This window comes from Glaciibacter kafniensis (assembly GCF_039538945.1).
GTDB lineage: Bacteria > Actinomycetota > Actinomycetes > Actinomycetales > Microbacteriaceae > Cryobacterium > Cryobacterium kafniensis.
Genome location: NZ_BAABCN010000016.1, coordinates 21,771 through 48,296 on the forward strand (window position 1 = coordinate 21,771; position 26,526 = coordinate 48,296).

Here is a 26,526-nt window from a genome sequence, read left to right on the forward strand (position 1 = left end):
CGCGAGGGCAGCCGGTTGACGAGAGGCCACCGGCATGACACTCTTTACAGAACGAACGGTCAGTAAGTTCCCAACAAGGTAATGGAGCCATGGCGGAAGCATTTGTAGTCGGCGGGGTCCGAACCCCGATCGGTCGATACGGGGGAGCGCTCGCGCAGGTGCGCCCCGACGACCTGGCCGCGCTGGTCATCCGTGAGCTCGTCGCCCGCACCGGGGTTGACCCGTCGGCGATCGACGACGTGATCTTCGGCGACGCCAACCAGGCCGGTGAAGACAATCGCAACGTCGCCCGCATGGCCGGCCTACTCGCCGGACTCCCCGTCACGGTGCCCGGCATCACCGTCAACCGCCTCTGCGCCTCCGGTCTCTCGGCGGTGCACCTGGCTGCGAGCATGGTCAAGGCCGGTGAGGCCGACCTCGTCATCGCCGGTGGCGTCGAGTCGATGACCAGGGCGCCCTGGGTACTGGCCAAGCCAGAGAAGGCGTTCGGCAAACCGGGCGAGATCGTCGACACCTCGATCGGCTGGCGCTTCGTCAATCCGAAGCTGGCCGCACGCGACAAGTACACCTTCAGCATGCCAGAGACCGGCGAAGAGGTCGGCGTGCACGAAGGCATCAGCCGGGAGGATGCCGACGCGTTCGCGTTGCGCTCCCACCAGAGGGCCGTCGCCGCCGCAACCGCCGGCCACTTCGACGACGAGATCGTCGCCGTCGATACTCCGACCGGGGTCTTCGCGGTCGATGAAGGCCCTCGTGCGAACACCACGATGGAGATTCTCGCCGGGCTGCGACCGGTCGTGAAGGGCGGAACCCTGGTCACGGCCGGAAACGCCTCATCGCTCAACGACGGGGCCGCCGCGATCCTCGTCGCCAGTGACGAAGCGATCAGCCGGTTCGGACTGACCCCCCGGGCCCGGGTGATCGGCGGGGCATCCGCCGGCATCTCGCCAGAGGTGATGGGGCTCGGCCCGGTTCCCGCCATCCAGAAGCTGATGAACCGCACTGGCCTGCACCTCGACCGGTTCGACGCGATCGAACTCAACGAAGCTTTCGCCACCCAGGCCCTCGGCGTGATGCGCCGGCTGAACCTGCGCGACGACATCGTCAACGCCGACGGCGGCGCGATCGCCCTCGGGCACCCGCTCGGCGCATCCGGAACCCGCATTCTGGTGACCCTGCTCGGCCGCATGCAGCGCGAAGGCGCCCGCCACGCACTCGCCAGCATGTGCGTCGGCGTCGGCCAGGGCGCTGCCCTCGCACTCGAGGGAGTCTGATGGTGAACTACACGACGCTGCTGGTCGAAACGGATGCCTCCGACCGGCTGCACATCCGGCTGAACCGGCCCGAGTCGAAGAACTCCATCAACCAGCACATGGTTGATGAGCTGCACGCCGTCTGCACACTGCTTGAACACACCCCGCGCGTGCTGATTCTGTCGGGTGCCGGCGGCGTTTTCGCCTCGGGCGCCGACATCGCCGAACTGAGAGAGCGCCGCAGGGACGATGCGCTCGCCGGAATCAACTCCGCCCTCTTCGTGCGCATCGCTCGGCTGCCGCTACCGGTGATCGCCGCGATCGACGGCTGGGCCCTGGGCGGCGGCGCGGAACTCGCCTACGCTGCCGACTTTCGTCTGGCCAGTACGACCGCCAAGATCGGAAACCCGGAAGCCGGACTCGGAATCGTCGCGGCCGCCGGCGCCACGTGGCGCCTGGTCGAGCTCGTGGGTGAGCCGATGGCCAAAGAGATCCTGCTCGCCGGGCGCATCCTGAACGCCGACGAGGCGCTCGCCGTGCGCCTGGTGACCGAGGTGCACGAACCCGACGCCTTGATCGATGCGGCGCACGCGCTGGCCACTCGGATCACCGCGCAAGACCCGACGGCCCTGCAGTACACGAAACAACTGATTCACGCTCCGCGCGAGGCGCACCCCGTTGCCGACAACGAAGCGCAGGCGGTGCTGTTCGAGTCAGAGCAGAAGTTCGCCCGCATGACCACCTTCTTGGAGAGGAAGAAACGATGAGCGAGGCGCAGATGGCCAGCGTGCCCGAGGCGGCCAGCGTGCCCGAGCTGGCCAGCGTGTCCGAGGCGGCCAGCGTGCTCGAGCTGGCCAGCGTGTCCGAGGCGGCCAGCGTGTCCGAGCTGGCCGTTCCGAGCCGTGTCGGCGTCGTCGGCGGCGGACGCATGGGCGTCGGAATCGCCCACGCCTTTCTGCTCGCCGGATCCCAGGTGCTCATTCTCGAACGGGATGCCGAGGCTGCCGAACGCGCGCAGGCCGGGCTCGCCACCGCGGCCCGCCGCAGCGTCGAGCGCTCCACGACGCAGGAAGACGAGAGTGCGTTGCTGGCGCGCATCGACGTGACGACCGACCTGAGCGCGCTTGGGGCATCCGGCCTCGTCATCGAGGCGGTGCCAGAAGATCTCGATCTGAAGGTCTCGATGCTCACCAAGATCGAAGCCGTGCTCGCCGACGACGCCTGGCTGGCCTCGAACACCTCGTCGCTCTCGATTGACCTGCTCACTGCCACGCTGACCCGCCCCGAACGGTTCTGCGGGCTGCATTTCTTCAACCCGGTGCCGAGCTCGACGCTGGTCGAGATTGTGAACGGCTCGCAGACATCCGTTGCGCTGACGGATGCCGCGCGCGGCTGGGTGCGGATGATCGGCAAGACCCCGATCGTCGTGAAAGACTCGCCCGGTTTCGCGAGTTCCCGGCTCGGCGTGGTGATCGCGCTCGAAGCGATCCGCATGCTCGAAGACGGTGTCGCCTCGGCCGAGGACATCGACACCGCGATGGTGCTCGGCTACAAGTTTCCGGTCGGCCCGCTGCACCTGACCGATCTGGTCGGCCTCGACGTGCGCCTCGGGATCGCCGAATACCTGCACAGCACGCTCGGCGAGCGATTCGCCCCGCCCGCGCTCCTTCGGGAAAAGGTTGCCGCCGGCCAACTCGGGCGCAAGACCGGTGAGGGATTCTTCACCTGGTCGGAGTGAGCGTCCGCCTTCGCTGTGCCGTCTCCTGACCCGCATTCACAGTTCGTCTTTCGAAAAGGATTCACAATGACCACGCAGACCGAAACCAGTTACCGTGCGGATGCCGCCGCCACGGCACGCATCGTGCCGAGCTTTGTGCAGGGCGCGTGGTGGTCGCCCTCGCCGTCGCCCTCGCCGTCGATCGGGGCGGCGGTGGCCGCTACCGGAGTGCCGGTGCGTGATGCCTCGACCGGTGAGGTCGTCGCCCTCGTGAGCTGCGAGGGACTCGACCTCGGCGCGGCGATCGACTACGCCCGCTCGGTCGGGCAGAGGAGCCTCGGCGACCTCACCTTTCATCAGCGTGCACTCGTGCTCAAGACGCTCGCCGGCTACCTCAACTCGGTGAAAGACGGCCTCTATGAGCTGAGCGATCAGACCGGGGCGACGCGTCGGGACTCGATGATCGACATCGACGGCGGCATCGGCGTGCTCTTCACCTACGGCTCAAAAGGCCGCCGCGAACTGCCGAACAGCACGGTCTATGTCGACGGGGCCCCCGAGAACCTGGCTCGCGACGGCTCGTTCGGCGGTCAGCACGTCTACACGCGCGTGCCCGGCGTGGCTTTTCAGGTCAACGCGTTCAACTTTCCGGTCTGGGGCATGCTCGAGAAGTTCGCCCCTGCCTTTCTCGCGGGAGTGCCGAGCATCGTCAAGCCGGCCACGCCCACGGCATTCGTCGCCGAGGCCTGTGTGCGCGCGATGGTCGATTCCGGTCTGCTGCCCGAGGGATCCCTTCAGCTGGTGAGCGGCTCGGTGCGCGGTTTTCTCGACCACCTGGATGTGCGCGACAAGGTCGGTTTCACCGGCTCGGCGTCCACCGCCCGCTCGTTTTCCGCGCACCCCAACGTGCTCGAAGTCGGGGTGGACCTCACCTGCGAGACCGACTCCCTCAACGCCGCAATCCTCGGCCCGGATGCCGAGCCGGGCACGCCTGAGTTCGACGCGTATGTCGCATCCGTCGTCACCGAAATGACCGCGAAGGCGGGTCAGAAGTGCACGAGCATCCGTCGGCTGATCGTGCCGCGCGAGCGGATGGATGCCGTCGCGGACGCCGTCGGCGCTCGGATCGAGAAGCGGGTGGTGCTCGGCGACCCGCGCGCCGAGGGCGTCACGATGGGCCCGCTCGCCAGTCTCGACCAGCGCGACGAGGTGCAGAAAAGCATCAACGCGCTGCTCGCCGGCGGCGGTCACGTGGCGTGGGGGAGTCTGGATGCCCCGCTCGTGACGCACGCCGACGGCACGGTCGGACCCGCTGCCGATGGCGCGTTCGTGTCGCCGGTTCTGCTGGCCTTCGACGACTCGGATGCAGGCGCCGTGCACGAGATCGAAGCGTTCGGGCCGGTCGCGTCGATGATCGGTTACGACAGCGTGACGGATGCCGTGCGGCTCGCGAATCGGGGCGGCGGCTCGCTCGTCGCCACGATTGCCAGCGCCGACCCGGCCGCCGTCGCGACCCTCTTCGCCGGAATCGCGCCGTTCCACGGCCGGGTTCTGGTGCTCGACGGCAGCGTGGCGCGCACGAGTACCGGGCATGGTTCCCCGGTTCCGCACCTGGTGCACGGCGGGCCGGGTCGCGCCGGTGGCGGTGAGGAGCTGGGCGGCATCCGTTCGGTGTTGCACTATATGCAGCGCACCGCGGTGCAGGGATCCCCGGCGGTGCTCACCGCTCTGACCGGTCAGTGGCGGGCCGGCGCGCCGAGCAGGGTCGACGCGGAGCATCCGTTCCGCAAGTCCCTCGCTCGGCTGCGGATCGGCGACGCCATCGCCTCCGAAGCCCGTGAGATCACCCTCGACGACATCGGTCACTTCGCGGAGTTCACCGGCGACACCTTCTACGCGCACACCGATGAGGAGGCTGCCGCCGCTAACCCGTTCTTCCCCGGTCGGGTGGCGCACGGCTACCTGCTGCTCTCCTTCGCGGCCGGCCTGTTCGTCGACCCGGCGCCGGGACCGGTGCTGGCCAACTACGGGCTCGAGAATCTGCGCTTTGTCACACCGGTGTCGCCGGGCGACAGCGTGCGCGTCACGCTGACGGCCAAGCAGATCACGCCGCGGGAGACCGACGAATACGGCGAGGTGCGCTGGGATGCGGTGCTGCAGAACCAGCGCGACGAGGTCGTCGCAACCTATGACGTGCTGACGCTGGTCGCGAAGGAGTAGCGGGTCGCTCGATCGCCGAGCACCGTGCTGTCGCTGTCGCGATCATCGCGGCGCGGAGAGGGCACGCGTTAGCGAAAAGTGGCATCCTCTCTCTCGTTGGTCGAGGAGGCCGCCTGCGGCCGTCTCGAGACCCCGTGAGCCGATGTTCAAACGCAACCCGAGTTCAAGGATTGGCTCGCGAGATCTCGAGACGCGTGTTCGCAAGCTCGCGCGCTCCTCGATCAACGAAATGGCCCATATGCCTAGTAGATGAGCGCTCCTCGACCAACGAAATGGCCATGTGCATCATGGGCCGAGTCGGGCTCGACAGGCTCAATCAACCCGCGGGAACCGCCGCGATCGCCTCGATTTCGACGAGGGCGCCTGGTCGGGCCGGCGTCACCGCGAGCACCGTCACGGCCGTGCGGCGATCGCCCCAGACCGCTCGGGTTGCGGCGTAGGCCGCTCCCGGGTCGACCCCCGTCGCGAGGTAGATCGTCAGTTTGGCGACATGATCGGGGCCGGTTCCGGCCTCGGCGAGCACCGTGAGTAGATTGCGCAGGGCTTGTTCGGTCTGGGCTTCGAGCCCGTCGAGCAGCGCGCCAGTGCCGTCAACTCCGTTCTGCCCGCCGACATAGAGCGTTGGCCCGGCAGGAATGATCATTCCCTGCGTGAACGCGGGGTTGAAATGCAGCTGTGGCGGGTCGACCGGTGTGGGGCGAGCAGTCATCACGGTTTCCTTTCAACGATGTCCTCACTGAGTATCCCGCCGGTGGCCAGGGAATCTCAATAAGATCGGTCGGATGACGAGTCTTGATATCGACGGTGTTCGCGCGGAGATCGATGCGCTGGATCGGCAGATCGTTCAGCTGATCTCCCAGCGTCAGCACTGGGTTGTCGAGGCTGGCGCGTTGAAGGCTGATCGTGACGCGGTCAGAGCACCGGATCGCGTGCAGAAAGTCATCGACAAGGTGCGCGCTCTGGCCGAGGAGGCGGGTGCTTCGGCGGATGTGGTGGAGACCACGTATCGGGCGATGATTGCCGCGTTCATCGACCTTGAGCTGTCGGTTCACGAGAGCCATCTCGCATCCGTTCCCTGCACAACCCCGAATGACACCGAGCGTCTGCGCTTTCGGCCGATGACCTTCGATGACCTCGAGAGCATGGCCGCGCTGCTCGGCGATCCCGCGGTGATGACGTACTACCCGGCGCCGAAGACGCGGGACGAAGCGCGGGCTTGGGTCGAGTGGAATCAGCGAAATTACGGCGAGCACGGGCACGGACTCTGGGTTATCGAAACGAGGGAGGGTGAGTTCGTCGGAGACTGCGGCCTCACCTGGCAGAAGGTCAACGGTCGTGCCGAATTGGAAGTCGGGTATCACGTGCGCGCCGACCTTCAGGGGCGCGGCTACGCAACGGAGGCAGCCGCAGCCTGTCGGGATTTCGCGCGCGACGTTCTTGGGGCGACGAAACTAGTTGCGATCATCCACCCCGACAACGCGGCTTCAGCGCGGGTTGCGGAGAAGATCGGAATGCGGTTCCTCGAAGAAGATCACGGCGGTGCGATCGCTGTGCGCCGGGTGCTCGGGATGGACTTTCCGGAAGCTCGAGGAAGGGGGCGGTCATGACGATGCTGAGCCCGGCTGATCCCTCGATCGCGGTCGTCGTCACATCCGTCGTAGACACGGAGCCTGACGTCTCGATCCTCGTTGGGCCCGAGAAAGGCCGATTCGCCTTCGGCATTCGAACCATGGAGCGCACCGGAACGCGAATGGACGAATCAGGGTTCGTCTCGGGAATCGTCGATGACGCTCCGGCGATGGCCAGGATGGCCGTGCAGGAATTCGGGCTTGCGGCGGTGGATGAGAGCACCCCGCGAGACATGCTCCCCGACCTCATGCAGAAGATTGCTGATGACGCGGCGGACGTCGATTGGGCCAAGTGGGAGTTCACGCGGATCGAGGTCGACGGCGTCGGCTTCGCCCTGCGCGTTCGGCAGATGGCGCCGGGATTCGTGGCCATCGCAGATCTGGGGCGATTCGTCGTCACCATGCGCGGAAGGGAGCTTCCGGAGGATCGACGCTTCACTCTCAAGCGTCAGGTGAGTGCTCCTGGGCCAAATTGGCCGATCGACTAAACGCGACCCCGCCGTTGATCGAGGAGCGCGCGAGCTTGCGAGCACGCGTCTATTAGACAAATGACCACTTCGTTGATCGAGGAGCAGCCGACGAAGGAGGCCGCCTCTCGAGATCTCGCGAGCCAATCCTTGAACTCGGGTTGAGTTCAAACGTCGGCTCACGGGGTCTCGACCCGATCGCAGGCGGCCTCCTCGACCACCGAAATGGTCAATTCTTGGACAGAACGGCGGTGATGAATGCCACAGCTTCGTCGGCTGAGAGGCCGAGCTCGCGAATGCGGTCCACGTAGGCTCTTGCTGCGCTGAGCGCTTCGTCTTCGGCGGTGCCCGATTTGGCTTCGACGAATGACCCGGCTCGTCCCCGCGTCGTGATGTACCCCGCTGCTTCAAGTTCTTTGTACGCCCGCGCGACGGTGTTGGGGGCGATACCCAGGTCGGCGGCAAGCCTCCGAACTGTGGGAAGTCGGGTGCCGGCGACCAAAGCCCCAGAACGAATAAGGTCAATCACTTGAATGCGCACCTGTTCGAAGGGCGGCGTCGCCGAGCGCGAATCGACAGTGACGATCATGACCGGAGGCCCGATTCCACTCCAGCCTGGTTTTGCCCGGGAGACCGCCGACGGGAGCGAGCGATGAACGCCATCAGGATCGCGGCAGCGAGCACCACATCCATGGCGGTGGGGGGCATACTGTTTCCATCGAATTGAACGACGATCGCCAGTCCGATTTCGGTAATCCCTGCCCCGATTCCGGCTGCGCCGAGGAGGAACGCCGCCGTGAGGAGATCGCGGATTGCGCCGGACCGGAGTGAGTCATCCCACGCGAGCTCGAGTTCGGATTCTGTCGCTTGGCGCCGACCGATGATGAGCCGTCCACCCAATTCGAACGCGCCGAGCGCGAGGACGGCGAGGCACGTCAGGAGCGCCGCAACACTGAATGATTCCGGAAAGACGCTGAGCCTCAGATCGGCGAAGGCAGTCAGGAGCGCAAGTAAAACGACGAGAGCCGTCGACAAGGCCACGGCTGTCCACACCAGTACTCGTTCCCAGCGAGGAACGTAGTCCGAGAGTTGACGGCGGCTCAGATGGGCAACCCGAACTCCCTCATTCGATCGGGTGGCCTCGCCGACGAGGGCGGCGATCGACGTGCCCAACGCCCCGCACACGGCGAAGCCGCAGAGCAGCATGAGAAGAGCGGGACTGCTGCGATCTGCGCCGACGAACCACACAAACGCTGTCGAGATCAGCAATCCGGCGAGGCCGCCGATGATGAAAGCCCGAACGCGTCGCACCTGGCGCAGACGCACGATGTCCGTGAGCGACGCGGGTAGTGGCAAGCCGACGGCGTGTTGGCTGCGACGTGTGAGCATCCTCTGAACGGACGGATGCCAGGTCGAGACGAAGACCACAACGGATGCGGTCGCGATGACGATGTCTGAGGCCCGCGTCGAGGGATTGACGTTGTCGAAGACGCTGAACCACAGGTCTGTATTCATCTGAACCCCCGTTGTGTATCAAGTGTTGTGCAACGGTAGCAATACAAGACTAGATACACAATGACGGGTTTCGAATTGTGGCTGAATCCGCTCAGCGGCCGTCGTGCACTCGGAGGCCATCGAAGGCGACCGTGATCACGTCATCCGCCAGCTGATCCTGGGTCAGGGGTCCGCCCGGTTTGTACCACTCGACGATCGAGTTGATCATGCCGAACAGCAGCCGCGTGGTCGTGCGGGCGTCGACATCCGCCCGAAGCGTTCCCGCATCGCGCGCCTCCTCGACCAGGGCCGAGACCGCATTGTCGAACTCGCGACGGCGAGCGAGGGCGTCACGCTCCAGCTCGGTGTTGCCGCGCAGACGGAGCAGCAGCGTCACGTACGGAAGCTCCTCGACGAGCACCTTGACCGCGCCGCGCAGCACGTAGCGCAGGCGCTCATCGGCGGCCCCTTCGGTCGCGCCGGGCTGGCTCAGGATGCCTTCCAGCTCGCCGAGCGCCCGCTCCAGAGCCAGCCGCAGCAGATCCTCTTTGCTGCTCACGTGGTAATAGACGGCCGACTTGCTCGTGCCCAGGCGTTCGGCCAGGAGGCCCATCGAGGTGGCGTCGTAGCCGTAGTCATTGAACGCCGCGACAGCGATGTCGAGCACGGCCGGCAGGTCGTAGGGTGCGCGTCCGCTGCGGCCATTTCCGCCGCCGCCATTTGCGCCGCCACTGCCGCCACTGCCGCCACCGGTGGCCGGGCTGCCGGACTCTGCTGAGGGATTCATGAGAACACGACTCTATCCGACAGTGACTCTTGATCGGGGTGGCCCGCCGTGTTAGTTTTACTGAACGATCGGTAAGTGCGCGCGTGGCCTACCGAGATCAGCGGCTCTCGTGGCCTCAGAGCAAGGAGGCTCCTCGTGGATACCCCTAGCGGCACCGTCGACGAAGTCGGCCAGCTGCGATTCAACGAACTCATCGCCGCCGACAGCCGCGTCGAGCCGACCGACTGGATGCCAGAGGGCTACCGCAAGACCCTCGTGCGGCAGATTTCGCAGCACGCGCACTCGGAGATCATCGGCATGCAGCCGGAGGGCAACTGGATCACCCGCGCGCCCAGCCTCAAGCGCAAAGCCATTCTGATGGCCAAGGTGCAAGACGAAGCCGGCCACGGGCTCTACCTCTACTCCGCCGCCCAGACGCTCGGCGTCGACCGCGAGACCATGTTCGACCAGCTGATCACCGGCAAGGCCAAGTACTCCTCGATCTTCAACTATCTCAGCCCCACCTGGGCCGACATGGGCTCGATCGGTTGGCTCGTCGACGGCGCCGCGATCTGCAACCAGGTGCCGCTGTGCCGGGCATCCTATGGTCCGTACGCCCGCGCGATGGTGCGCATCTGCAAGGAAGAATCGTTCCACCAGCGTCAGGGTTTCGAGATTCTGCTGTCGTTGATGAACGGATCCGACGAGCAGAAAGCGATGGCCCAAGAGTCGGTCAACCGTTGGTATGCCCCGGCGCTCATGATGTTCGGCCCGCCGGATGGCGATTCGCCGAACTCGCAGCAGAGCATGGCCTGGAACATCAAACGGTTCGGCAACGACGAGCTGCGTCAACGCTTCGTCGACATGCTCGTGCCCCAGGCCGAGATTCTCGGCGTCACCCTGCCCGACCCTGATATCGCCTGGAACGAAGAACGCGGCCACTACGACTTCGGCGAGCTCGACTGGACCGAGTTCCATGAGGTGCTGGCCGGCCGCGGCCAGGCCAATACCGTGCGGGTGAACCGTCGCCGCGATGCTCACGAGGGCGGCGAATGGGTGCGCGAAGCAGCCCGAGCCTATGCCGACAAAAAGGCCGACAAGCACGCGGCGAAGCAAACCGAGAACGCTGAGACCGCCCACAACGAGACCCAGAGGATCGCCTCATGACCAGCCCCGGAGATTCAGGCAAGCGAGAGACGTGGCCGCTGTGGGAAGTCTTCATCCGCTCCTCCCGCGGGCTGTCGCACGTGCATGCCGGTTCGCTGCATGCCCCTGACGAGATCATGGCCGTGCGCAACGCCCGCGACCTCTACACGCGGCGCGGCGAGGGCGTGTCGGTATGGGTCGTTCCCGCGTCGGCGATCACCGCGTCAGATCCGGATGCGAAGGGTGCATTTTTCGAGTCCCCGCAGGGCAAGGATTACCGTCACGCCACTTACTACACCCAGTCGGAATCGGTGCCCCACCTATGAGCGCGAACGTGCAGGGCACAAACGCAGCGGGCGGTCGCGCGAAGAGCGCGCACGCCTCGGCATCGCAGATCCCGCGGATCGGCAACGCCGCTGTCGTCACACCCGAGTCGATCGCCGAGTCGATCGAACGCACCGACGTCGTCGCATCCGATGCTGTCGCGCAGTATGCCCTCGGACTCGGCGATGACGCGCTGATTCTCGCCCAGCGGCTGGGGGAGTGGATCGCCAACGCCCCCGAGATCGAAGAGGACATCGCCCTCGGCAACATCGGACTCGACCTGCTCGGCCATGCCCGCAGCCTGCTCACGTACGCCGGTTCGGCCTGGGGACAGAGCGAAGACGACCTCGCCTACTTTCGCAGCGAGTCGGAGTTTCGTTGCCGCCAGCTGTTCGAGCAGCCGAACGGTGACTTCGCGCAGACCATCGCGAAGCAGCTGATCGCATCCGTCTATTTCGACCAGCTCTACACCGAACTCGCGAATTCGGCCGACCCGATGCTCGCGGCGATTGCGGCCAAAGCGGTGAAAGAGGTGGACTACCACCTCGATCACAGCGCGCAATGGCTGCTGCGGCTGGGCCTCGGCACCGATGAATCGCACCGCCGGGTGCAGCGCGGGCTCGACGCCATGTGGCCGTTTGCCGATGAGCTTTTTCGTGAGGAACCGGCGGCCGCAGCGCTGCCGGGCATCGCCGCCGATTCGGCCCGGATGCGCGAGGCGTTCGACGCGGTGGTTCCAAAGCTGATCGAGGATGCCGGACTCACGGTCCCGACGATGCAGCCGGTGCGCGGTGGCGGCCGTGATGGCGTGCACTCCGAGGCGCTGGGGCCGCTGCTCGCCGAAATGCAGGTGCTCGCTCGCGCGCACCCGGGAGCGTCATGGTAGCCACGGTTCTTGATACAGCAGTAGGAGACGCGACAGCCCTCGAAGCCGAGGCCCGCCCGCGCCCGACCAGCGACGCCGACCGCGCCGCCTGGGCCATCGCGGCCACGGTCTGCGACCCCGAGGTTCCGGTGCTGACGATCGAAGACCTCGGCGTGCTGCGCCGGGTCAGCGTCGCGGATGGCTCGGTCGCCGTCGAGATCACCCCCACCTACTCCGGCTGCCCGGCCGTCGACGCCATGCGCGACGACATCGTGACCGCCCTCACCGCGGCAGGCTACGCCGGCGTCACCGTCACCGTGGTGCTGGCCCCCGCCTGGACCACCGACTGGCTGAGCGACGCGGGCCGAGCGAAGCTCGAGCAATACGGGATCGCGGCCCCGGCGCCCCGCCAATCGGGCGGCAAAGTGAGCTTGGGCCTCGGCATCCGCTGCCCGCATTGCGGCTCCCTGCACACGCGCGAACTCTCCCGATTCGGCTCGACCTCGTGCAAGGCGCTCTACGTCTGCCAGCGCTGCCAGGAGCCGTTCGACTACTTCAAGGAACACTGAATGACAGCCACGACGACTGCCGACTCGACGACGAGCGGTGCTGCGGCCCCCGTCGCCACGGATGCGACGCCAATCGACCAGACGGATGCCGCGGCGACCGACTCCCGCGTGATCCCGACCCGGCGACGTGCGCGATTTCATTCGCTGAGCGTCTCGGCCGTGCGCCCGCTCACCGCGGATTCGGTGGAGATCACCTTCGCCGTTCCCGACGAGCTGGCCGGCAAATACGACTACGCGCCGGGGCAGTACATCGCGATCCGCACCTCGCTCGGCGGCGAAGACGTGCGCCGCAGCTATTCGATCTGCCAGGCACCGGTCGCCGGCGAGCTCAAAGTGGCGATCAAGCGCGACCTCGGCGGTCTCTTTTCAACCTGGGCCATCGACAATCTGGAGCCGGGTATGCAGATCGACGTGATGAGTCCGGAGGGCCGGTTCACGTCACAGGTGCCCGTGCGCGCGAACGCTCACTATGTGGCGATCGCCGCCGGCTCGGGAATCACCCCGGTGATGGCGCTGATCGAAGGCACGCTCAAGGCGTCGCCCGGCAACACATTCTCACTGGTCTACTCGAACCGCACCGCGATGGACACGATGTTCGTCGACGAACTCGCCGACTTGAAAGACCGCTACCCGGCCCGGCTGGCGCTCTATCACGTGCTCACGCGGGAGCGCCGAAGCTCGGAACTGCTCTCCGGCCGCCTCGACGCCGAGAAGGTGCGCAGCATTCTCGACGCCTTGATCAGCCCCGCCGATGTCGACGAATGGTTCATCTGCGGACCGTTCGATCTCGTTCAGCTCTGCCGCGACACCCTTGCCGAGCTCGGAGTCGACGTGTCGGCCATCCGCTACGAACTCTTCACCACCGACCGCCCCGACAATGTGACGGGGCAGACGGGGCGCCCGATCGTGCCGCGCGACGACGACGAGGTGCACAGCATTTCGTTCGTGCTGGACGGCACGACAGCGACGGTGACCAGTCCGGTGCACAGCAACGAGAGCATCCTGAACGCGGCGCTGCGCGTGCGCGGCGATGTGCCGTTCGCCTGTGCGGGGGGCGTCTGCGGCACCTGTCGCGCGGTGCTCACCGAGGGCACGGTCGACATGGTCGAGAACTATGCGCTTGAGCCCGAAGAACTCGCGCGCGGCTATGTGCTCACCTGCCAGGCCATTCCCACGAGCGAGAAGGTCTGCGTCAACTACGACGCGTGACCCATTCCCGAGCTCGTGATGACGTCGCATCCGCCCGAATTGAAGGAGTGTCATGTCCGTTGAATTGAGCATCGCCGACGGCATTGCCGAGATCGTGCTGAATGACCCGGCCAAACTCAACGCGCTCGACGAGAGTGCGATTGCCGGTCTGTCGAGCGCGCTGACGGCGGCTCAGAATGCCGGCGTGCGCGCGCTGCTGCTGCGCGGCGAGGGCCGGGCGTTCTGCGCGGGGCGCGATATTTCGAGGGTCGATCCGGCGACGGATGACGCGCGCGGCTACCTGGATGACGTGGTCGCGCCGCTGCTGCGCCAGCTTTCCGCCTTTCCGGCGCCGACCTTCGCTGCCGCGCAGGGGGCTTGCCTCGGTGTCGGCCTCGGGCTGCTGATCGCGACGGATGTGGTCTACGTGGCGGACACCGCGAAGATCGGCTCCCCATTTGCGAATTTGGGTGCGACGCTCGATTCGGGTGGGCACGCCCTGTTCGTGGAGAGGCTGGGCGCGCACCGTACGCTCGACCTGATCTACACGGCGGAACTGATGAGCGGAGCCGAGGCCGTGGCGGCCGGCCTGTTCAGCCGGGCCGTGCCGGAAGATTCACTGCTGGAGTACACCCGGGAGCGGGTCGCGAAGGTGGCGACCGGTGCGACCGGTGCGTTCCTCGTGAGCAAGGCGCTCGTCGCGCGGCTGCGCGACGAGCGGATCGGGCTCTGGGCTTCGCTCGCCGACGAGAACGCGGCGCAGGGCGCGCTCTCTGCGACCGACGACTATCGGGAGGGCTTCGCGGCGTTCCAGCAGAAGCGGCGTCCGGTTTTCACGGGGGCTCGCGCCTAAAGTCTCGCGCGTCGTCGCCCGTCGCTCATGTTCAGCCCTGGGCACCCGCAGGGCTCCCGGGAACTTGCAGGCCCCCACAGCTGTACATTCTCGGCACCTCGTTGGTCGAGGAGGCCGCCCGCGGCCGTCTCGAGACCTCGCGAGCCGATGTTCGAACGCAACCCGAATTCAAGGATTGGCTCGCGAGATCTCGAGCTTCCGGGCCGCTGCGCGGCATGGTGGTGGACGAATCTGACCATTTCGGTGGTCGAGGAGGCCGCCCGCGGCCGTCTCGAGACCTCGCGAGCCGATGTTCGAACTCAAGCCGAGTTCAAGGATTGGCTCGCGGGATCTCGAGACGCGGCCTCCTTCGTCGGCTGCTCCTCGATCAACGAAATGGTGAATATACCTAATAGACGCGGCCTCCTTCGTCGGCTGCTCCTCGATCAACGAAATGGTCAGGTGCGGAGCGTTTTGGGGCGCCGCGCGGGTTCGGCGCCGAGGCGCGCAACGGCCCCAACCCGCGCCGCGGCGCTCGACCCGCGCGACGCGCATTCGGCCGCTAGACGTTGCCGAGCAACAGCAGCGGCTCCTCGATGCAACGGGCCACATAGGTGAGAAAACCGGATGCGACGTCGCCGTCGCACACTCGGTGGTCGAACACGAACGAGAGCTGCATCACCCGACGCACGGCTAGCTGCCCCTCGACCACCCACGGACGCTCGAGTACGCGCCCGATGCCGAGCATCGCCACCTCGGGAAAGTTGATGATCGGGGTCGAGCCGTCGACGCCGAACCCACCGTAGTTGTTCAGCGTGAAGGTGCCACCCGACAGCGATCCGGGCGGGAAATCACCCTTCTCACTGGTGGTGACGAGGGTCACGATGGCATCCCGCAGCTGGCTCGTCGTCATGTCCTGCGCGTTGTGCACGACCGGAACCATCAGTCCCCGCGGCGTCTGCGCAGCCATGCCGAGATTGATGCGGCCGTGCTGGATGATCGCCTGACCATCGGCGCTCAGCGACGAGTTGAGGACCGGGTACTGCCGCAGCCCGGCCACGACGAAGCGGGCGATCAGTGCGGTCAGACTGAACCGCTCGCCCGTCGACTTCTGCAGGCGCTCCTTGGCCGTGAACAACTCGGTCGCGTCGACATCGAGCCAGATCGTCGCCTCGGGAATCTCCCGCCGCGACCGGCTGAGACGTTCGGCCACGAGCTTGCGCAGACCCGTGATCGGGATGCGCAGATCGTCGGTTCCGAGGTGCGGAACGGCGTCCGGCACCACGAGTGCGGCGCTCGAGAGCGCGTCCTCCGCAACGGTTTCAGCTGCACCGGCGACGGATGCGTCAGCACCGGTTGCCTCGGCCCCGGACGTCGACGAGATGGCTGCGTCCTGTGCCGCGAGCGCGGCAATCGCCGCCTCGACATCGTCGCGCAGTACGAGCGAATCCGGGCCGCTTCCGATGAGTTGACTGGCATCGAAGCCGTGCGACTTCGCCCGCTTGCGCACGAGTGGTGAGACGACGGGGGAGCGGCGGCTCGGGTCGAGAAGCATGGTCGCCGACGCCAGCAGCGACTGCGAAACCGCGGGCAGCCCGGCGGGCGCCCCGGCGGGCATCGAAGCAGGCACGCCGGCGAGCATCGAAGCAGGCACGCCGGCGGGCATAGCAGCAGGCATCGCCGCGGATGCGACCGGCGTCACCACTCGCGCACCGAACCGGCCACCGGCCGGCCGCTTGAGCCGCACTGTCGACTCGCTCGTGCCGTAGCCAACAAGCACCGCGCCGGAACCCGCCGCCATGCCGGAATCGAGCGGGCGGTCGACCGCGAGAGGCGCAGCATATGCCGATTCAGCGGCATCAGTCGCCCGTGCGGCATCAGCCGGCCCGTCAGCCGCAACATCCGCCAACCCCGAGGCATCCGCCGACCCTGCGACATCCGCCGGCCTGCCGGTCAGGTCATCCGTCGGCAGCTCAGCACCCACCGGCACCACCGTAATCAACGGCGACCCCTTGTGCACGACCTCGCCCGCCGCCGCGTGCAGCGTGACGACCCGGCCGCCGAACGGTGACGGCAGCTCCACGACAGACTTCGCGGACTCGACTTCGACCACAATCTGGTCGATCGCAATCACATCGCCGGGCTTGACCAGCCACGACACAATCTCGGCCTCGGTCAATCCCTCGCCGAGGTCGGGCAGCAGAAAATCGTGGGGTGTCTGAGCGGCGGGTTTCAGAAGATCATCGGGCATCGAGCTCACCATTCCCAGGTGTCAAGCGCGGCGAGCACGCGTTCGGCAGTCGGCAGATAGTGCTCTTCAAGTTTCGGAGCCGGGTACGGGATGTCGAAGCCCGCGATCCGCAGAATGGGCGCGGACAGATAGAAGAAGTTGCGTTCGGTCACGCGCGCGGCGACCTCGGCGCCATAGCCGCCGAACTGGGCCGCCTCATGGATGACCGCGGCGCGACCGGTCTTGCGCACTGACGCGCTCACGGTGGCGTCGTCGAAGGGGGAGAGGCTGCGCAGGTCGATGACCTCAACCGAGAGGCCTTCCTGCTCGCCGAGCTCGGCCGCGTGCAGGGCTGTCTTGACCGTGGGCCCATAGCAAAGCAGAGTGACATCGCTGCCGACCCGCAGCACCTGCGCTTGCGTCATCGGGAGTGTCTGCGTGGGCAGTGCGACGGCATCCTTCACCCAGTAGCGGCTCTTCGGCTCGAGAAAAATGACCGGGTCGTCACTCGCGATCGCCTCGCGCAGCATCGAGTAGGCATCCGCCGGGTTCGACGGGGTGACGACGGTGAGGCCGGGGGTGTGAGTCCAGTAGGCCTCCGACGAATCGGAGTGGTGCTCGACGCCGCCGATTCCGCCGGCGTAGGGGATGCGGATGACGATCGGCAGCGCGACTCGACCCTGGGTGCGGTTGCGCATCTTCGCCAGGTGCGAGGTGATCTGCTCGAACGCCGGGTAGCTGAACGCATCGAACTGCATCTCGATCACCGGGCGCAAGCCATACATAGCCATGCCGATGGCCGTGCCGACGATGCCGGCTTCGGCCAGCGGGGAGTCCCACACTCGCTCCTCGCCGAACTGCTTCTGCAGGGCGTCGGTCACCCGGAACACCCCGCCGAGCGGCCCGACGTCCTCGCCGAAGATCACGACGGTGGGGTCGTCGGCGAGGGCGTCGCGCAGGGCGGCGTTGAGGGCGCCGGCGATGCTCAATGACGTGGGGGCCGACTGCGCGGCCGGCGATTGCGCGGCCGGCGATTGCGCGGCCGGCGATTGCGCGGCCGGCGATTGCGCGGTCGGCGACTGCGCGGTCGGTGACTGACTCGCGGGGGACTGCCCTGCCGGGTTCTGCGTGTCAGGAGTCTGCTCAGCCGCAGCCGTGGGAGTCGACGTGCTCGGCGCATCCGTCGTCACCTCGGTCGCGACACGGGGCTGCGCCGGCGTGACCGGGGTCGTCGCGGTAGCGCCTGGACGGCGCGGGTTCGCCGCGGGAGTCGGGTTGTCGATGATGGTCATGAGGGGGTTCCCGGTTCGATGGAGGCCAACTCGCGGGCGAGAAACTCGCGCTGTTCAAGCAGCGCGGGGCGGGGCTGGGCATAGACGTGATCGAAGAGAGCGAGCGGGTCGAGCACCGGGGCCTCGTTCATGGCGTCGCGCGTGAGAGTGGCGAGGTCTTCGGCGTCGGAGGTGATGGCCAGGCGCACCTCGTCGGTGAGGACACCGATCGACCCCAGGTACTTCTCCAGGCGCTCCACCGGGTCGAAGCTGCGCCAGCGCTCCACCTCCGCGGCATCGCGATAGCGGGTGGGGTCGTCGGAGTTGGTGTGCGATTCCATCCGGTAGGTGAGGCCCTCGATCATGGTCGGGCCGCCGCCGCTGCGGGCGCGTTCGACGCCCGCGGTGATGACCGCGAACATGGCGGCGACATCGTTGCCGTCGACGTAATAGCCGGGCATGCCGTAGCCGATGGCCCGGTCGGCGAGGGTGCGGGCGTGCGACTGCTTGCTGAACGGAACGCTGATCGCGTACTGGTTGTTCTGAATCACAAAAACCGTCGGCGCCTGCCAGACCGAGGCGAAGTTGAAGGCCTCGTGCGCGTCGCCCTCGCTGGTCGACCCGTCGCCGAGAAAGGTGAGGGCGACGGTGTCGTCGTGCTTGAGCTTTGCAGCGGTCGCGAGGCCAACGGCGTGTAACGCCTGGGTGGCCAGCGGGGTCGACTGCGGTGAGATGCGGTGCGCGTACGGGTCGAACCCGGTGTGCCAGTCGCCGCGAAAGAACGACAAGATCTCGACCGGGCTCACCCCGCGAGTGAGCAGCGCGATGGTGTCCCGGTAGGTCGGAAACAGCCAGTCGGTCGGGGCGAGGGCAGCGACGGATGCGATCTCGCACGCCTCCTGGCCCAGCGCCGACGGGTAGGTGGCGAGGCGCCCCTGCCGGGTGAGCGCGGTGACCTGGGCGTCGAAACGTCGGGCGAGCACCATCTTGCGATACAGATCCAACAGGGTGTCCACATCCGGAAGCCCGAAGCCGGCCGTCTGCCCGCCGTTTTCCTCGTTGTCGACCACGACGATGCCATTCTCATCGATCAGCCGGATGGGCAGCCGGGTCGGTAAAACCGGGTCAACGGAAGGGGTAGCGACAGTGCTCATGCTGCAATCGTCGGCCACCTGCGAGCGAACCGCTAGGGCCCCTCAGCGGCGAGTGACAGATGGCTGAGGAGCGCCGAAACTGCGTGCCATTTGTAGCGGGGGGAGGGCGCTAAAGCGGCCAAGCGTCCGGGAGCGCACCGGGCGCATTTCCCTCGCGTTCATCGAGCACGAGGTGGGAGCGAGTGGCGACGACGCCGGGCATCTCATGGATCTGCTGCAGGATGACGGCACTCAACTTCTCATGGTCTGGCGCGCTCACCGTCACCACGAAGTCAATGTCGCCGCTGACCGCGAGCACCGACTCGACGAAGGGGAGTTCGGCGAGCGCCGCAGCCATGCCAGGCCAGGAGGCGTCTCCGATCGTCACGACGACAAGAGCCGTCACGTTGAGGCCGATCGACTTGCGGTCGATGTGGGCAGAGAAACCCGTGATGACGCCGTTGGCGATCAGGTTCTGCACGCGCTTGTGGGCCGCGGTGCGGGAGATGTGCACGCGTTCGGCCAGGGTACGGATCGAGAGGCGCGCATCCTTGCTCAGCTCTGCGATGAGGGCGCGATCAACGCGGTCGACGTTCATGCGCTCAGCGTACTAGGCGGCTACCCCTCGGCCGGGGCCGCGCGCTCCCGGTGGTCGGGCCCGGTGCCGAGATCTGGTGCGGCCTCGAACCTGCAGCTGGTATTCCGGTCGCGTGTTGTTAATGTTCAGCCCTGAGCACCCGCAGTACTCCCGGGGCACTGCACACTCCCACAGCTGAACATTATTGACCTCGTGAGCTTCAGCATCGGTTGGTCGCGCCTGTCGACATCACGCACGCCGGCCCTCACACGCGAGCGTTCTCGAGGCCGGTTCGCCTGCCTCAACAGGCTCGACCACCGAGAGTCGAGAGGTTGGCGCGCGAGATCTCGAGAGGCGGCCTCCTTCGTCGGCTGCTCCTCGATCAACGATATGGTCTGATCCCGAGATCGACTCGTCGGCGCAAAACAGTGGTCAGGAGGAGCGCGCAGGAGTAGCTTGATCTCGCCCGCGCTGTCAGGGGCGGAACACTCCGACGAGATTTCGGGCGCGTCGGTGAAGGGTTGCCTGGGTCAAGGAGGTCGCGCTCATGACCGACACCGCGCCGCCTCCGACACACTTCTGGGCGCGTATCCTCTCCTGGACTCCCGGCTACGGAACGGTGCTCGTTCTCATCGGTATCGCCTACGCTCTGTGCGCGGCCCAGACGGGAACCCAGCCGACCGCGTTCGCCCTGCTTGTGCAGTTGCTGACGGTCGGGGTGATCTTTCGGGTAGCGGAAGTGCGGAAACGCATCCAAGACGTCGCAACCATCATTCTTATTGTCGCCGCCGTCGGCATCGCAATCGTCTGGGCATCCGGTGCCGAGGGAACAGGGGTCAAGATCGCGCTGGCGATGGTCGCGGTCGTTTTCTATGGGGTCGCACCGGCGGCGATCATCGGACATCAGATCCATCGAGACATCGTCGACGCGCAGACCGTCTTCGCCGTGATCTCGGCCTACATCCTGATCGGGATGTTTTTCACGTTCGCCTATGTGTTGGCCAGCATCCCGGGCAACATCTTTCAGGGCGAGGGGGTCGGCTCCCTCTCCGAAATTCTGTTCTTCTCCTTTACCTCGCTCAGTACTACCGGGTACGGCAACTTTGTTCCGGTCACCGCCAGCGGTCAAACTCTGGCCATTGCCGAGATCATTACCGGCCAATTGTTCATCGGGTTGGCCATCGCCCGGGTCGTAACCGCATGGATCCCGAAGCGAAAGTGAGCGAACCGATGTCGGAAATTCCCTCTCCGCCGATCGGCCCGGGCACCCCGAGTGGCGGGGCCTCCAACAGTTCTACCCCGCCCATCGATCTCGGTCCGCGCACGCTCCTGGTGCTGTCGCTGCCCGCCATCGCGATCGGGCTGATCTCCGCCGTCGTTCTGTTCGCTCTCGACGAGCTCGCCCACTTTCTTCAAGACTTTCTCTGGGAGACCGTTCCCGGTTGGGTCGGGGTGAACCCCGACTCAGGGTGGTGGATCTTCGGCACCCTGAGCGCCACGGGGTTGGCCGTTGGACTCATCGTTGCGTTGGTTCCCGGTCACGCCGGCCGCGACAGCGCGACCACTGAGCTCATCGCGCCTCCGCTTCCGCTGATCGCGCTTCCGACACTCGCGCTGGTCGCAGTGCTGGGGCTTGCCGGCGGAGTCAGTCTCGGCCCGGAGAACCCGATTATCGCCATCAACACCGCACTCCTTGTCGTCATCGTGCGCCGGATTGCGCCGCGGATTCCCTCACCCATGGTTGTCATGCTTGTCGCATCGGGCACGATCGGCGCTCTGTTCGGCACTCCGGTTGCCGCAGCACTGGTGTTCACCGGAATCGTCGCTGCGCTGAAAACCGGAGGCTCGCTGTTCGACAGACTCTTTCTCCCTCTCGTATCTGCGGGGGCGGGGTCGATCACGATGTCGATGCTGGGGTCGTCGTCGGCCACCCTGAAGCTGGCGCCGCTCGGTATTCCCGACGGATTCGACGTCGGCGGCAGCATTGTCATTGCGGTCGGGGCGACTCTCGTTGGGCTGGCCCTTGCCTATGCCCTTCCGGTGCTTCACCGGCTCTTTCACGCGCTCGGCAGCCCCATCATCTTCACCACCCTTGGTGGCATGATTCTCGGAATCCTGGGGGTGATCGGCGGCCCGATCACCCTGTTCAAAGGTGCCCAGCAGTCCGAAGAACTGCTGGCCAACGCGTCAAGCTACTCCCTGGGCGCGCTAGTGCTCATGGTCGTGGTGAAAATCCTCGCTCTGCTGATTGCGGCCTCCTCCGGGTTTCGGGGCGGGCGCATCTTTCCTGCGGTGTTCATCAGCGTGGACCTCGGTCTCATTGCGCATGTTCTGCTGCCGGATGTGCCGCTTGGTCTTGCCATCGCCAGCGCGACTCTGGGGCTGGTTCTGGCGGTCGCCCGTGACGGATGGCTCGCGCTGTTTCTGGCCGTGGCAATCGTGGGCGATGCGACGGTACTCGGGGTGCTGTGCATCGCGGTTCTGCCGGCTTGGCTGCTGGTGTCTCGTGCTCCAGAAATGATCGTCCGTCCGCCGCAACCACCGGTGAACCCCTCGGCGCCCCCGGCGACCAGCGCAGCTGCAGCATGACGCGGCTGACTCTCAGCCGGAATCACCGCCACCGCGCTATCGTGCTCTGCACAGAAGGGCGGTGCGCTCGTGAGCGATCCCGTGTTGGCGGCCAAGGACATCCGCAAGTCATATGGACACGGCGCCAGCCGCTTCGACGCGTTGAAGGGGGTGTCCCTCGAGATCGCGCCAGGTGAGTCGATCGCGATCGTCGGCAAGAGCGGTTCGGGCAAGTCAACGCTGATGCATCTGCTCGCGCTACTCGACAATCCCGATAGCGGGGCGCTGCTGGTCGAAGGAACGGATGCGAAGCAGCTCAAGGATGCAGCGGTGAACCGGCTGCGCAATGAAGACTTCGGGTTCGTGTTTCAGCAGTTCTTTCTCACCCCCAATGCGACGGTGCTCGAGAACGTCATTCTGCCGCTGAAGATCGCCGGGGTGAGCCCGAAGGAGCGCAAGGAGCGCGGAATGGCAGCGCTGGAACAGCTGGAACTCGCCGACAAGGCCAAGAACAAGGCCATCAATCTGTCGGGAGGGCAGAAGCAGCGGGTGGTGATCGCCCGGGCTCTCGTGAACAATCCGAAGGTGATCTTCGCCGACGAGCCGACCGGCAACCTCGACACGGCCACGGGAAAACTGGTCGAGGACATCCTGTTCGACTTGAATCGCGAGAACGGAATCACCCTCGTCATCGTCACCCACGACGTGGAATTGGCCGAGCGCTGCGACAGACAGCTGTTTCTGCGCGACGGAGTGGAAGCGCCTGCGCTATGAACCCCCTCGACCTGGTGCGCACCGCGATCGGCAACAGTTTTCGCAGCAAGCTGCGCACGGGGCTCACCGTCGTGGCGATCTTCATTGGCGCATTCACCCTCACGATCACGAGCGCGATCGGCACGGGCATCTCGAATTACATCAACGCACAGGTCACCTCGATCGGCGCCGCCGACGTGCTGACGATCACGAAGACCACGGATGCGTCCGCCTCATCGACCTCAGGGCCCGCGAAATATAAACCCAACCAGGCGACGGTCAACGGCGGCCCTCCCGGGGTCACCATCGAACCGATCACCGCCGACGACCTGGCGGTGATCACCGCGACGCCCGGCCTCAGTGACGTGAACCCCATCACGCGGGTGACTCCGACTTTCATCGAATTCGCCGACAACGGAAAGTTCGTGCTCACTATCAACCCGGCCGCGACCCTGACGAAAGCCGATCTCGCCGCCGGAGCACAACTGAGTGAAAGCTCAACCCAGAACGAAGTGATGCTGCCCACGTCGTACCTGAAGAACCTCGGCTTCGCCAGCGCAGAATCGGCGATCGGCGAGCAGGTCACGATCGGTGTGAACGACTACCAGGGTATTGCTCACGAGGTGACGGCGACGGTGGTGGGCGTGCAGAACGAAACATTGCTGGGCAGCGGCGTCGGGTTGAATCAGCATCTGACCACGGAGCTGAGCACGATCCAGTCGATCGGCCGACCGGCGGGACTCCCGATCGGCTATTCCGTGGCGACAGCGCGCATCGCGTCGGATTCCACGAGCGCACAGATCGACACGATCAAGAAAGATCTCGCCGATCAGGGTTTCACCGCGATGACGGTCGCCGACCAGATCGGGTCTTTCGAGACGGTGATCAATGGCATCATCGGCGTGCTCAACGCCTTCGCAGTGATCGCGTTGATCGCCGCCGGATTCGGCATCATCAATACCCTGCTGATGAGTGTGCAAGAGAGAACCCGGGAGATCGGGCTGATGAAAGCCATGGGCATGAGCGGGGGCAAGGTATATGCCTTGTTCAGCATGGAAGCGGTGTTCATTGGCTTTCTCGGCAGCGCGATCGGCGCGCTCGTCGCAATCATTGTCGGATCAGTGGTCAGCGAGGCACTGGCCAACACGGCGCTGTCGGGCCTGCCTGGGTTGCACGTGATGCAGTTCGCACCCGGATCGATCGCGATCATCATCCTCGTCGTCATGCTGATCGCGTTTCTCGCCGGCACGCTTCCTGCTCGCCGTGCCGCTCGGCAGAACCCGATCGATGCGCTCAGGTACGAGTGACCGGCGGCAGCTCGCGAGATGTGACGGGCTGCTTGACCGGCTGTCTGGTCGGCCGCAGGGCATCCCGAATTGAGATCTTGCGGGAGTACTCGATCGACCCGTAGCGAAACAGCCGAACGGCCAGGCGCAGCACGAGCGCGGCGAGAATCCACAGTTCGGCGATGATGACGATTGCCTGCCAGAGCGGGAGTGTTCCGAACGCATTGCGCAGCAGCGCCGTCACAGGCGCCGAGTACGGAAAGAACGTGAAGATCTGCACGATGAGTGCGGTCGGGTCGCTGATGATCAACGAGATTGTGTAGAACGGCACGAAGATCAGGATCATCAATGCGCCGTAGATCGGTCCGGCATCTTTCACCGTCGGCATCGCGGCACCGAGCGCCACGAGTGTGCCGGTGAACAGGGCGAAACCGCCGAGCAGAATCAAGGCGCCGACGATCATCTGCTGCGGATCGAAAGTGAGCGCGGCGAGGTCGAGATTCGGGATGTTGAGCTGGCTGCGAAAGAAAAGATAGCCGAGCACGAAGGGCAGAGCGAAGACTGCCATCTGAACGATGCCGATGAACAGCAGTGAGACGATCTTGCCGAGGATCAGGCTTGTCGGGTTGATCGTGGTCAGAATCATCTCGGTGACCCGGTTCTCTTTCTCCTCCAGCGTTGCGCTCAACATCTGGTTGCCGAGCAACAGGATGACGGCGTAGAAGATGGCCAGGAACACCAATGGAGGGAGCACCCCGTTGAACCCGCCCGAGACATTCCCATTCGAGAATGTGACGGTGTTCGTCGTGAGATCTCCGGCGGCGATCTGCGTCAACTCGGGGGAGCCCAACCGTTCGGCTGCGCTCGTCTGCAGGATCGATTGGGCGACGGAGGAGTACTCCCCATTGTTGAACACCCCGATGTCAGCGCCGAACACCCGAATCTTCTGACTTGCCGGTTCGGCCGGGTAGGCAAAGAACGCATCGAGTGTGCCCGCCTTAACCGCCGCAACGCCCGCTTCGGTGCTCGGCGCGAGAGTCCCGCCGAATGACTCGACGACGGAAGGCAGCACGACCCCTGACGCATCGGTGTACTCAAACGAGAAGTGGGCGTCTTTCTGGGCCGCTTCCGACTGCTCGCGTGAGTTGTTCGAGACGAAGACCAGCGAGAACACGACGATGAGAACGACGGGAACGAACAAGGTCGCCACCCAGAACCGCCGCTTCGTGATGGTGCGAAAGAATTCGAACCGCACCACCGTGCCGAGATTATGCCTGGCCATGCCGCGCCTCCGCCCGCTCGGCTTCACCACGCTCGTCTAAACCATCGTCCTCTGCGCCGTATACCTCGATGAAGATGTCTTCGAGAGATCTCCGGGCCGGGGCAAACCGGCTGATGCGGATTCCCGACGCGACGAGCCGTGCGAGGACCGCCGGGACATCCGCCCCGTGATTGAGCTCGAGCTCGGCGTGACCGTGGGCATCGCGAGTGCAGCGATAGGCCGCATCCTCCGGTATCACCCCGTCGTGATCGACCTGGATGACCGTGCCGCCGAACTCATCCTGCACCTCTTCGACGGTTCCGTAGGCGCGAGACATTCCGTCTTTCAACAGGATCACCCGGTCGCAGAGTCGCTCCACCTCCTCCATCTGGTGGGTGACCATCATCACCGTCGTGCCGGCCCTCTTCTGGTCGTCGATGATGTCCATCAGCAGGCGCCGGTTGACCGGATCGAACCCCTTCGTCGGTTCGTCGAGAATCAGCAGCTCTGGCTCGTTCATCACCGTGACACCGAGCTGCACCTTTTGCTGCTGGCCGCTCGAGAGCTTGTCGAGGCGCGTTTTCTCTGTGGAGGCCAGACCGACCCGGTCGAGGTAGTCAATCGACCAGCGGCGAGCCTGCTCCCTGCCCAGTCCCTTGAGCAGCCCGAAGTAGACCATCACATCGATCACCGACTCCTTTTTGTAGAGTCCGCGTTCCTCGGGCAGATAGCCGAGCCGGCCGCTGTTCTCCGGTGTGAATGGGCGGCCGTCGATGTGCAGGATGCCGGCCGTCGGCTGGTAGATGCCGAGCAAAGCCCGAATCGTGGTGGTCTTGCCCGAGCCGTTGCTGCCGAGAAAGCCGAAGGTCTCTCCGCGCTCGATCGTGAACGACAGGTCCCTTATGACGGTGGTCTTGCCGAAGTCCATTCGAAAGTGCTCGACCGCCACCAGCGGCCCCGGATTCGCCGTCCTCACGC

The 26,526-nt window shown here is 65.6% G+C and carries 26 protein-coding genes; 16 read left to right on the forward strand and 10 right to left on the reverse strand.

What is annotated here, in order from left to right; all coding sequences use genetic code 11:
- Positions 1-89 precede the first annotated feature (89 nt).
- From ABD791_RS18585 to paaZ, 4 genes are all read left to right on the forward strand, one after another.
- On the forward strand, positions 90-1,274 hold the full coding sequence (locus tag ABD791_RS18585; RefSeq protein ID WP_345069371.1) for an acetyl-CoA C-acyltransferase: 1,185 nt from the start codon (positions 90-92) through the stop codon (positions 1,272-1,274).
- Positions 1,274-2,020 (forward strand): enoyl-CoA hydratase/isomerase family protein, encoded by a 747-nt coding sequence (locus ABD791_RS18590; protein ID WP_345069372.1) that lies wholly within the window; start codon positions 1,274-1,276, stop codon positions 2,018-2,020. The genes ABD791_RS18585 and ABD791_RS18590 overlap by 1 nt, the downstream gene beginning before the upstream one ends.
- Entirely contained in the window at positions 2,017-2,991 is a 975-nt protein-coding gene (locus ABD791_RS18595) for a 3-hydroxyacyl-CoA dehydrogenase family protein (RefSeq protein ID WP_345069373.1), read from the forward strand. Before ABD791_RS18590 ends, ABD791_RS18595 begins: the two co-directional genes overlap by 4 nt.
- A 66-nt stretch (positions 2,992-3,057) precedes the next feature.
- Positions 3,058-5,190, forward strand: coding sequence for a phenylacetic acid degradation bifunctional protein PaaZ (paaZ, locus tag ABD791_RS18600; protein WP_345069374.1), 2,133 nt, complete (start codon positions 3,058-3,060; stop codon positions 5,188-5,190).
- Between the two features lie 316 nt (positions 5,191-5,506).
- On the opposite strand, the gene ABD791_RS18605 is transcribed toward paaZ, so the two are convergent.
- Positions 5,507-5,899 (reverse strand): RidA family protein, encoded by a 393-nt coding sequence (locus ABD791_RS18605; RefSeq protein WP_345069375.1) that lies wholly within the window; start codon positions 5,897-5,899, stop codon positions 5,507-5,509.
- A gap of 73 nt (positions 5,900-5,972) precedes the next feature.
- On the opposite strand from ABD791_RS18605, the gene ABD791_RS18610 reads away from it, so the two are divergent.
- Together ABD791_RS18610 and ABD791_RS18615 are read left to right on the forward strand one after the other, a co-directional pair.
- Entirely contained in the window at positions 5,973-6,797 is an 825-nt protein-coding gene (locus ABD791_RS18610) for a GNAT family N-acetyltransferase (RefSeq protein ID WP_345069376.1), read from the forward strand.
- A complete protein-coding gene (locus ABD791_RS18615; RefSeq protein ID WP_345069377.1) occupies positions 6,794-7,306 on the forward strand; it encodes a hypothetical protein in 513 nt (170 codons plus the stop codon). The genes ABD791_RS18610 and ABD791_RS18615 overlap by 4 nt, the downstream gene beginning before the upstream one ends.
- A gap of 208 nt (positions 7,307-7,514) precedes the next feature.
- On the opposite strand, the gene ABD791_RS18620 is transcribed toward ABD791_RS18615, so the two are convergent.
- The 3 genes from ABD791_RS18620 to ABD791_RS18630 form a co-directional block, all read right to left on the reverse strand.
- The gene (locus ABD791_RS18620; protein WP_345069378.1) at positions 7,515-7,874 is read right to left on the reverse strand and encodes a GntR family transcriptional regulator; all 360 of its coding nucleotides are present in this window, start codon (positions 7,872-7,874) and stop codon (positions 7,515-7,517) included.
- Positions 7,871-8,800: a hypothetical protein gene (locus ABD791_RS18625; protein ID WP_345069379.1), complete on the reverse strand. Its 930-nt coding sequence runs from the start codon at positions 8,798-8,800 to the stop codon at positions 7,871-7,873. Before ABD791_RS18625 ends, ABD791_RS18620 begins: the two co-directional genes overlap by 4 nt.
- A 91-nt stretch (positions 8,801-8,891) precedes the next feature.
- Complete coding sequence (locus tag ABD791_RS18630; protein WP_345069380.1) at positions 8,892-9,566, reverse strand: TetR/AcrR family transcriptional regulator; 675 nt, start codon at positions 9,564-9,566, stop codon at positions 8,892-8,894.
- A gap of 135 nt (positions 9,567-9,701) precedes the next feature.
- Here ABD791_RS18630 and paaA point away from each other — a divergent pair, with 135 nt between their 5' ends.
- The 6 genes from paaA to ABD791_RS18660 are packed head-to-tail and all read left to right on the forward strand — an operon-like array spanning position 9,702 to position 14,490.
- Positions 9,702-10,712: a 1,2-phenylacetyl-CoA epoxidase subunit PaaA gene (gene paaA / locus ABD791_RS18635; RefSeq protein WP_345069381.1), complete on the forward strand. Its 1,011-nt coding sequence runs from the start codon at positions 9,702-9,704 to the stop codon at positions 10,710-10,712.
- Entirely contained in the window at positions 10,709-11,017 is a 309-nt protein-coding gene (gene paaB, locus ABD791_RS18640) for a 1,2-phenylacetyl-CoA epoxidase subunit PaaB (RefSeq protein ID WP_345069382.1), read from the forward strand. The genes paaA and paaB overlap by 4 nt, the downstream gene beginning before the upstream one ends.
- Positions 11,014-11,901 (forward strand): 1,2-phenylacetyl-CoA epoxidase subunit PaaC, encoded by an 888-nt coding sequence (gene paaC / locus ABD791_RS18645; protein ID WP_345069383.1) that lies wholly within the window; start codon positions 11,014-11,016, stop codon positions 11,899-11,901. Before paaB ends, paaC begins: the two co-directional genes overlap by 4 nt.
- Entirely contained in the window at positions 11,895-12,449 is a 555-nt protein-coding gene (gene paaD, locus ABD791_RS18650) for a 1,2-phenylacetyl-CoA epoxidase subunit PaaD (protein ID WP_345069384.1), read from the forward strand. The genes paaC and paaD overlap by 7 nt, the downstream gene beginning before the upstream one ends.
- Positions 12,450-13,658, forward strand: coding sequence for a 1,2-phenylacetyl-CoA epoxidase subunit PaaE (gene paaE, locus ABD791_RS18655; RefSeq protein ID WP_345069385.1), 1,209 nt, complete (start codon positions 12,450-12,452; stop codon positions 13,656-13,658).
- Positions 13,659-13,710: 52 nt separating this feature from the next.
- The gene (locus tag ABD791_RS18660) at positions 13,711-14,490 is read left to right on the forward strand and encodes an enoyl-CoA hydratase/isomerase family protein (protein ID WP_345069386.1); all 780 of its coding nucleotides are present in this window, start codon (positions 13,711-13,713) and stop codon (positions 14,488-14,490) included.
- A 541-nt stretch (positions 14,491-15,031) separates the two neighbouring features.
- Here the strand turns inward: ABD791_RS18660 and ABD791_RS18665 are convergent.
- From ABD791_RS18665 to ABD791_RS18680, 4 genes are all read right to left on the reverse strand, one after another.
- Positions 15,032-16,720 carry a dihydrolipoamide acetyltransferase family protein gene (locus ABD791_RS18665; protein WP_345069387.1) on the reverse strand — a complete coding sequence of 563 codons (1,689 nt, stop codon included), beginning with the start codon at positions 16,718-16,720 and terminating at the stop codon, positions 15,032-15,034.
- 5 nt (positions 16,721-16,725) lie between these two features.
- A complete protein-coding gene (locus ABD791_RS18670; RefSeq protein WP_345069411.1) occupies positions 16,726-17,688 on the reverse strand; it encodes an alpha-ketoacid dehydrogenase subunit beta in 963 nt (320 codons plus the stop codon).
- Between the two features lie 299 nt (positions 17,689-17,987).
- Positions 17,988-19,124 (reverse strand): pyruvate dehydrogenase (acetyl-transferring) E1 component subunit alpha, encoded by a 1,137-nt coding sequence (gene pdhA / locus ABD791_RS18675; RefSeq protein WP_345069388.1) that lies wholly within the window; start codon positions 19,122-19,124, stop codon positions 17,988-17,990.
- A 109-nt stretch (positions 19,125-19,233) separates the two neighbouring features.
- A complete protein-coding gene (locus tag ABD791_RS18680; RefSeq protein WP_345069389.1) occupies positions 19,234-19,701 on the reverse strand; it encodes an Lrp/AsnC family transcriptional regulator in 468 nt (155 codons plus the stop codon).
- Between the two features lie 526 nt (positions 19,702-20,227).
- Between ABD791_RS18680 and ABD791_RS18685 the strand changes: the two genes are divergently transcribed.
- From ABD791_RS18685 to ABD791_RS18700, 4 genes are all read left to right on the forward strand, one after another.
- A complete protein-coding gene (locus ABD791_RS18685) occupies positions 20,228-20,902 on the forward strand; it encodes an ion channel (RefSeq protein WP_345069390.1) in 675 nt (224 codons plus the stop codon).
- A gap of 8 nt (positions 20,903-20,910) precedes the next feature.
- A complete protein-coding gene (locus ABD791_RS18690; RefSeq protein ID WP_345069391.1) occupies positions 20,911-22,269 on the forward strand; it encodes an ion channel protein in 1,359 nt (452 codons plus the stop codon).
- A 69-nt stretch (positions 22,270-22,338) separates the two neighbouring features.
- Complete coding sequence (locus ABD791_RS18695; RefSeq protein WP_345069392.1) at positions 22,339-23,022, forward strand: ABC transporter ATP-binding protein; 684 nt, start codon at positions 22,339-22,341, stop codon at positions 23,020-23,022.
- Positions 23,019-24,308 (forward strand): ABC transporter permease, encoded by a 1,290-nt coding sequence (locus ABD791_RS18700; RefSeq protein ID WP_345069393.1) that lies wholly within the window; start codon positions 23,019-23,021, stop codon positions 24,306-24,308. Before ABD791_RS18695 ends, ABD791_RS18700 begins: the two co-directional genes overlap by 4 nt.
- Here ABD791_RS18700 and ABD791_RS18705 read toward each other — a convergent pair.
- Together ABD791_RS18705 and ABD791_RS18710 are read right to left on the reverse strand one after the other, a co-directional pair.
- Positions 24,295-25,569, reverse strand: a complete 1,275-nt coding sequence (locus ABD791_RS18705; protein ID WP_345069394.1) for an ABC transporter permease — start codon at positions 25,567-25,569, stop codon at positions 24,295-24,297. The two genes, ABD791_RS18700 and ABD791_RS18705, sit on opposite strands and share 14 nt — an antisense overlap.
- Entirely contained in the window at positions 25,556-26,476 is a 921-nt protein-coding gene (locus tag ABD791_RS18710; RefSeq protein WP_345069412.1) for an ABC transporter ATP-binding protein, read from the reverse strand. Before ABD791_RS18710 ends, ABD791_RS18705 begins: the two co-directional genes overlap by 14 nt.
- Positions 26,477-26,526: the final 50 nt, after the last annotated feature.

What these genes read in the sequence shown, in the direction of transcription:
- ABD791_RS18585 (WP_345069371.1), top strand. Translation starts at nt 90, where the DNA reads ATGGCGGAAGCATTTGTAGTCGGCGGGGTCCGAACCCCGATCGGTCGA.
- ABD791_RS18590 (WP_345069372.1), top strand. Translation starts at nt 1,274, where the DNA reads ATGGTGAACTACACGACGCTGCTGGTCGAAACGGATGCCTCCGACCGG.
- ABD791_RS18595 (WP_345069373.1), top strand. Translation starts at nt 2,017, where the DNA reads ATGAGCGAGGCGCAGATGGCCAGCGTGCCCGAGGCGGCCAGCGTGCCC.
- paaZ (WP_345069374.1), top strand. Translation starts at nt 3,058, where the DNA reads ATGACCACGCAGACCGAAACCAGTTACCGTGCGGATGCCGCCGCCACG.
- ABD791_RS18605 (WP_345069375.1), bottom strand. Translation starts at nt 5,899, where the DNA reads ATGACTGCTCGCCCCACACCGGTCGACCCGCCACAGCTGCATTTCAAC.
- ABD791_RS18610 (WP_345069376.1), top strand. Translation starts at nt 5,973, where the DNA reads ATGACGAGTCTTGATATCGACGGTGTTCGCGCGGAGATCGATGCGCTG.
- ABD791_RS18615 (WP_345069377.1), top strand. Translation starts at nt 6,794, where the DNA reads ATGACGATGCTGAGCCCGGCTGATCCCTCGATCGCGGTCGTCGTCACA.
- ABD791_RS18620 (WP_345069378.1), bottom strand. Translation starts at nt 7,874, where the DNA reads ATGATCGTCACTGTCGATTCGCGCTCGGCGACGCCGCCCTTCGAACAG.
- ABD791_RS18625 (WP_345069379.1), bottom strand. Translation starts at nt 8,800, where the DNA reads ATGAATACAGACCTGTGGTTCAGCGTCTTCGACAACGTCAATCCCTCG.
- ABD791_RS18630 (WP_345069380.1), bottom strand. Translation starts at nt 9,566, where the DNA reads ATGAATCCCTCAGCAGAGTCCGGCAGCCCGGCCACCGGTGGCGGCAGT.
- paaB (WP_345069382.1), top strand. Translation starts at nt 10,709, where the DNA reads ATGACCAGCCCCGGAGATTCAGGCAAGCGAGAGACGTGGCCGCTGTGG.
- paaC (WP_345069383.1), top strand. Translation starts at nt 11,014, where the DNA reads ATGAGCGCGAACGTGCAGGGCACAAACGCAGCGGGCGGTCGCGCGAAG.
- paaD (WP_345069384.1), top strand. Translation starts at nt 11,895, where the DNA reads ATGGTAGCCACGGTTCTTGATACAGCAGTAGGAGACGCGACAGCCCTC.
- paaE (WP_345069385.1), top strand. Translation starts at nt 12,450, where the DNA reads ATGACAGCCACGACGACTGCCGACTCGACGACGAGCGGTGCTGCGGCC.
- ABD791_RS18660 (WP_345069386.1), top strand. Translation starts at nt 13,711, where the DNA reads ATGTCCGTTGAATTGAGCATCGCCGACGGCATTGCCGAGATCGTGCTG.
- ABD791_RS18665 (WP_345069387.1), bottom strand. Translation starts at nt 16,720, where the DNA reads ATGCCCGATGATCTTCTGAAACCCGCCGCTCAGACACCCCACGATTTT.
- pdhA (WP_345069388.1), bottom strand. Translation starts at nt 19,124, where the DNA reads ATGAGCACTGTCGCTACCCCTTCCGTTGACCCGGTTTTACCGACCCGG.
- ABD791_RS18680 (WP_345069389.1), bottom strand. Translation starts at nt 19,701, where the DNA reads ATGAACGTCGACCGCGTTGATCGCGCCCTCATCGCAGAGCTGAGCAAG.
- ABD791_RS18685 (WP_345069390.1), top strand. Translation starts at nt 20,228, where the DNA reads ATGACCGACACCGCGCCGCCTCCGACACACTTCTGGGCGCGTATCCTC.
- ABD791_RS18690 (WP_345069391.1), top strand. Translation starts at nt 20,911, where the DNA reads ATGTCGGAAATTCCCTCTCCGCCGATCGGCCCGGGCACCCCGAGTGGC.
- ABD791_RS18700 (WP_345069393.1), top strand. Translation starts at nt 23,019, where the DNA reads ATGAACCCCCTCGACCTGGTGCGCACCGCGATCGGCAACAGTTTTCGC.
- ABD791_RS18705 (WP_345069394.1), bottom strand. Translation starts at nt 25,569, where the DNA reads ATGGCCAGGCATAATCTCGGCACGGTGGTGCGGTTCGAATTCTTTCGC.
- ABD791_RS18710 (WP_345069412.1), bottom strand. Translation starts at nt 26,476, where the DNA reads ATGGACTTCGGCAAGACCACCGTCATAAGGGACCTGTCGTTCACGATC.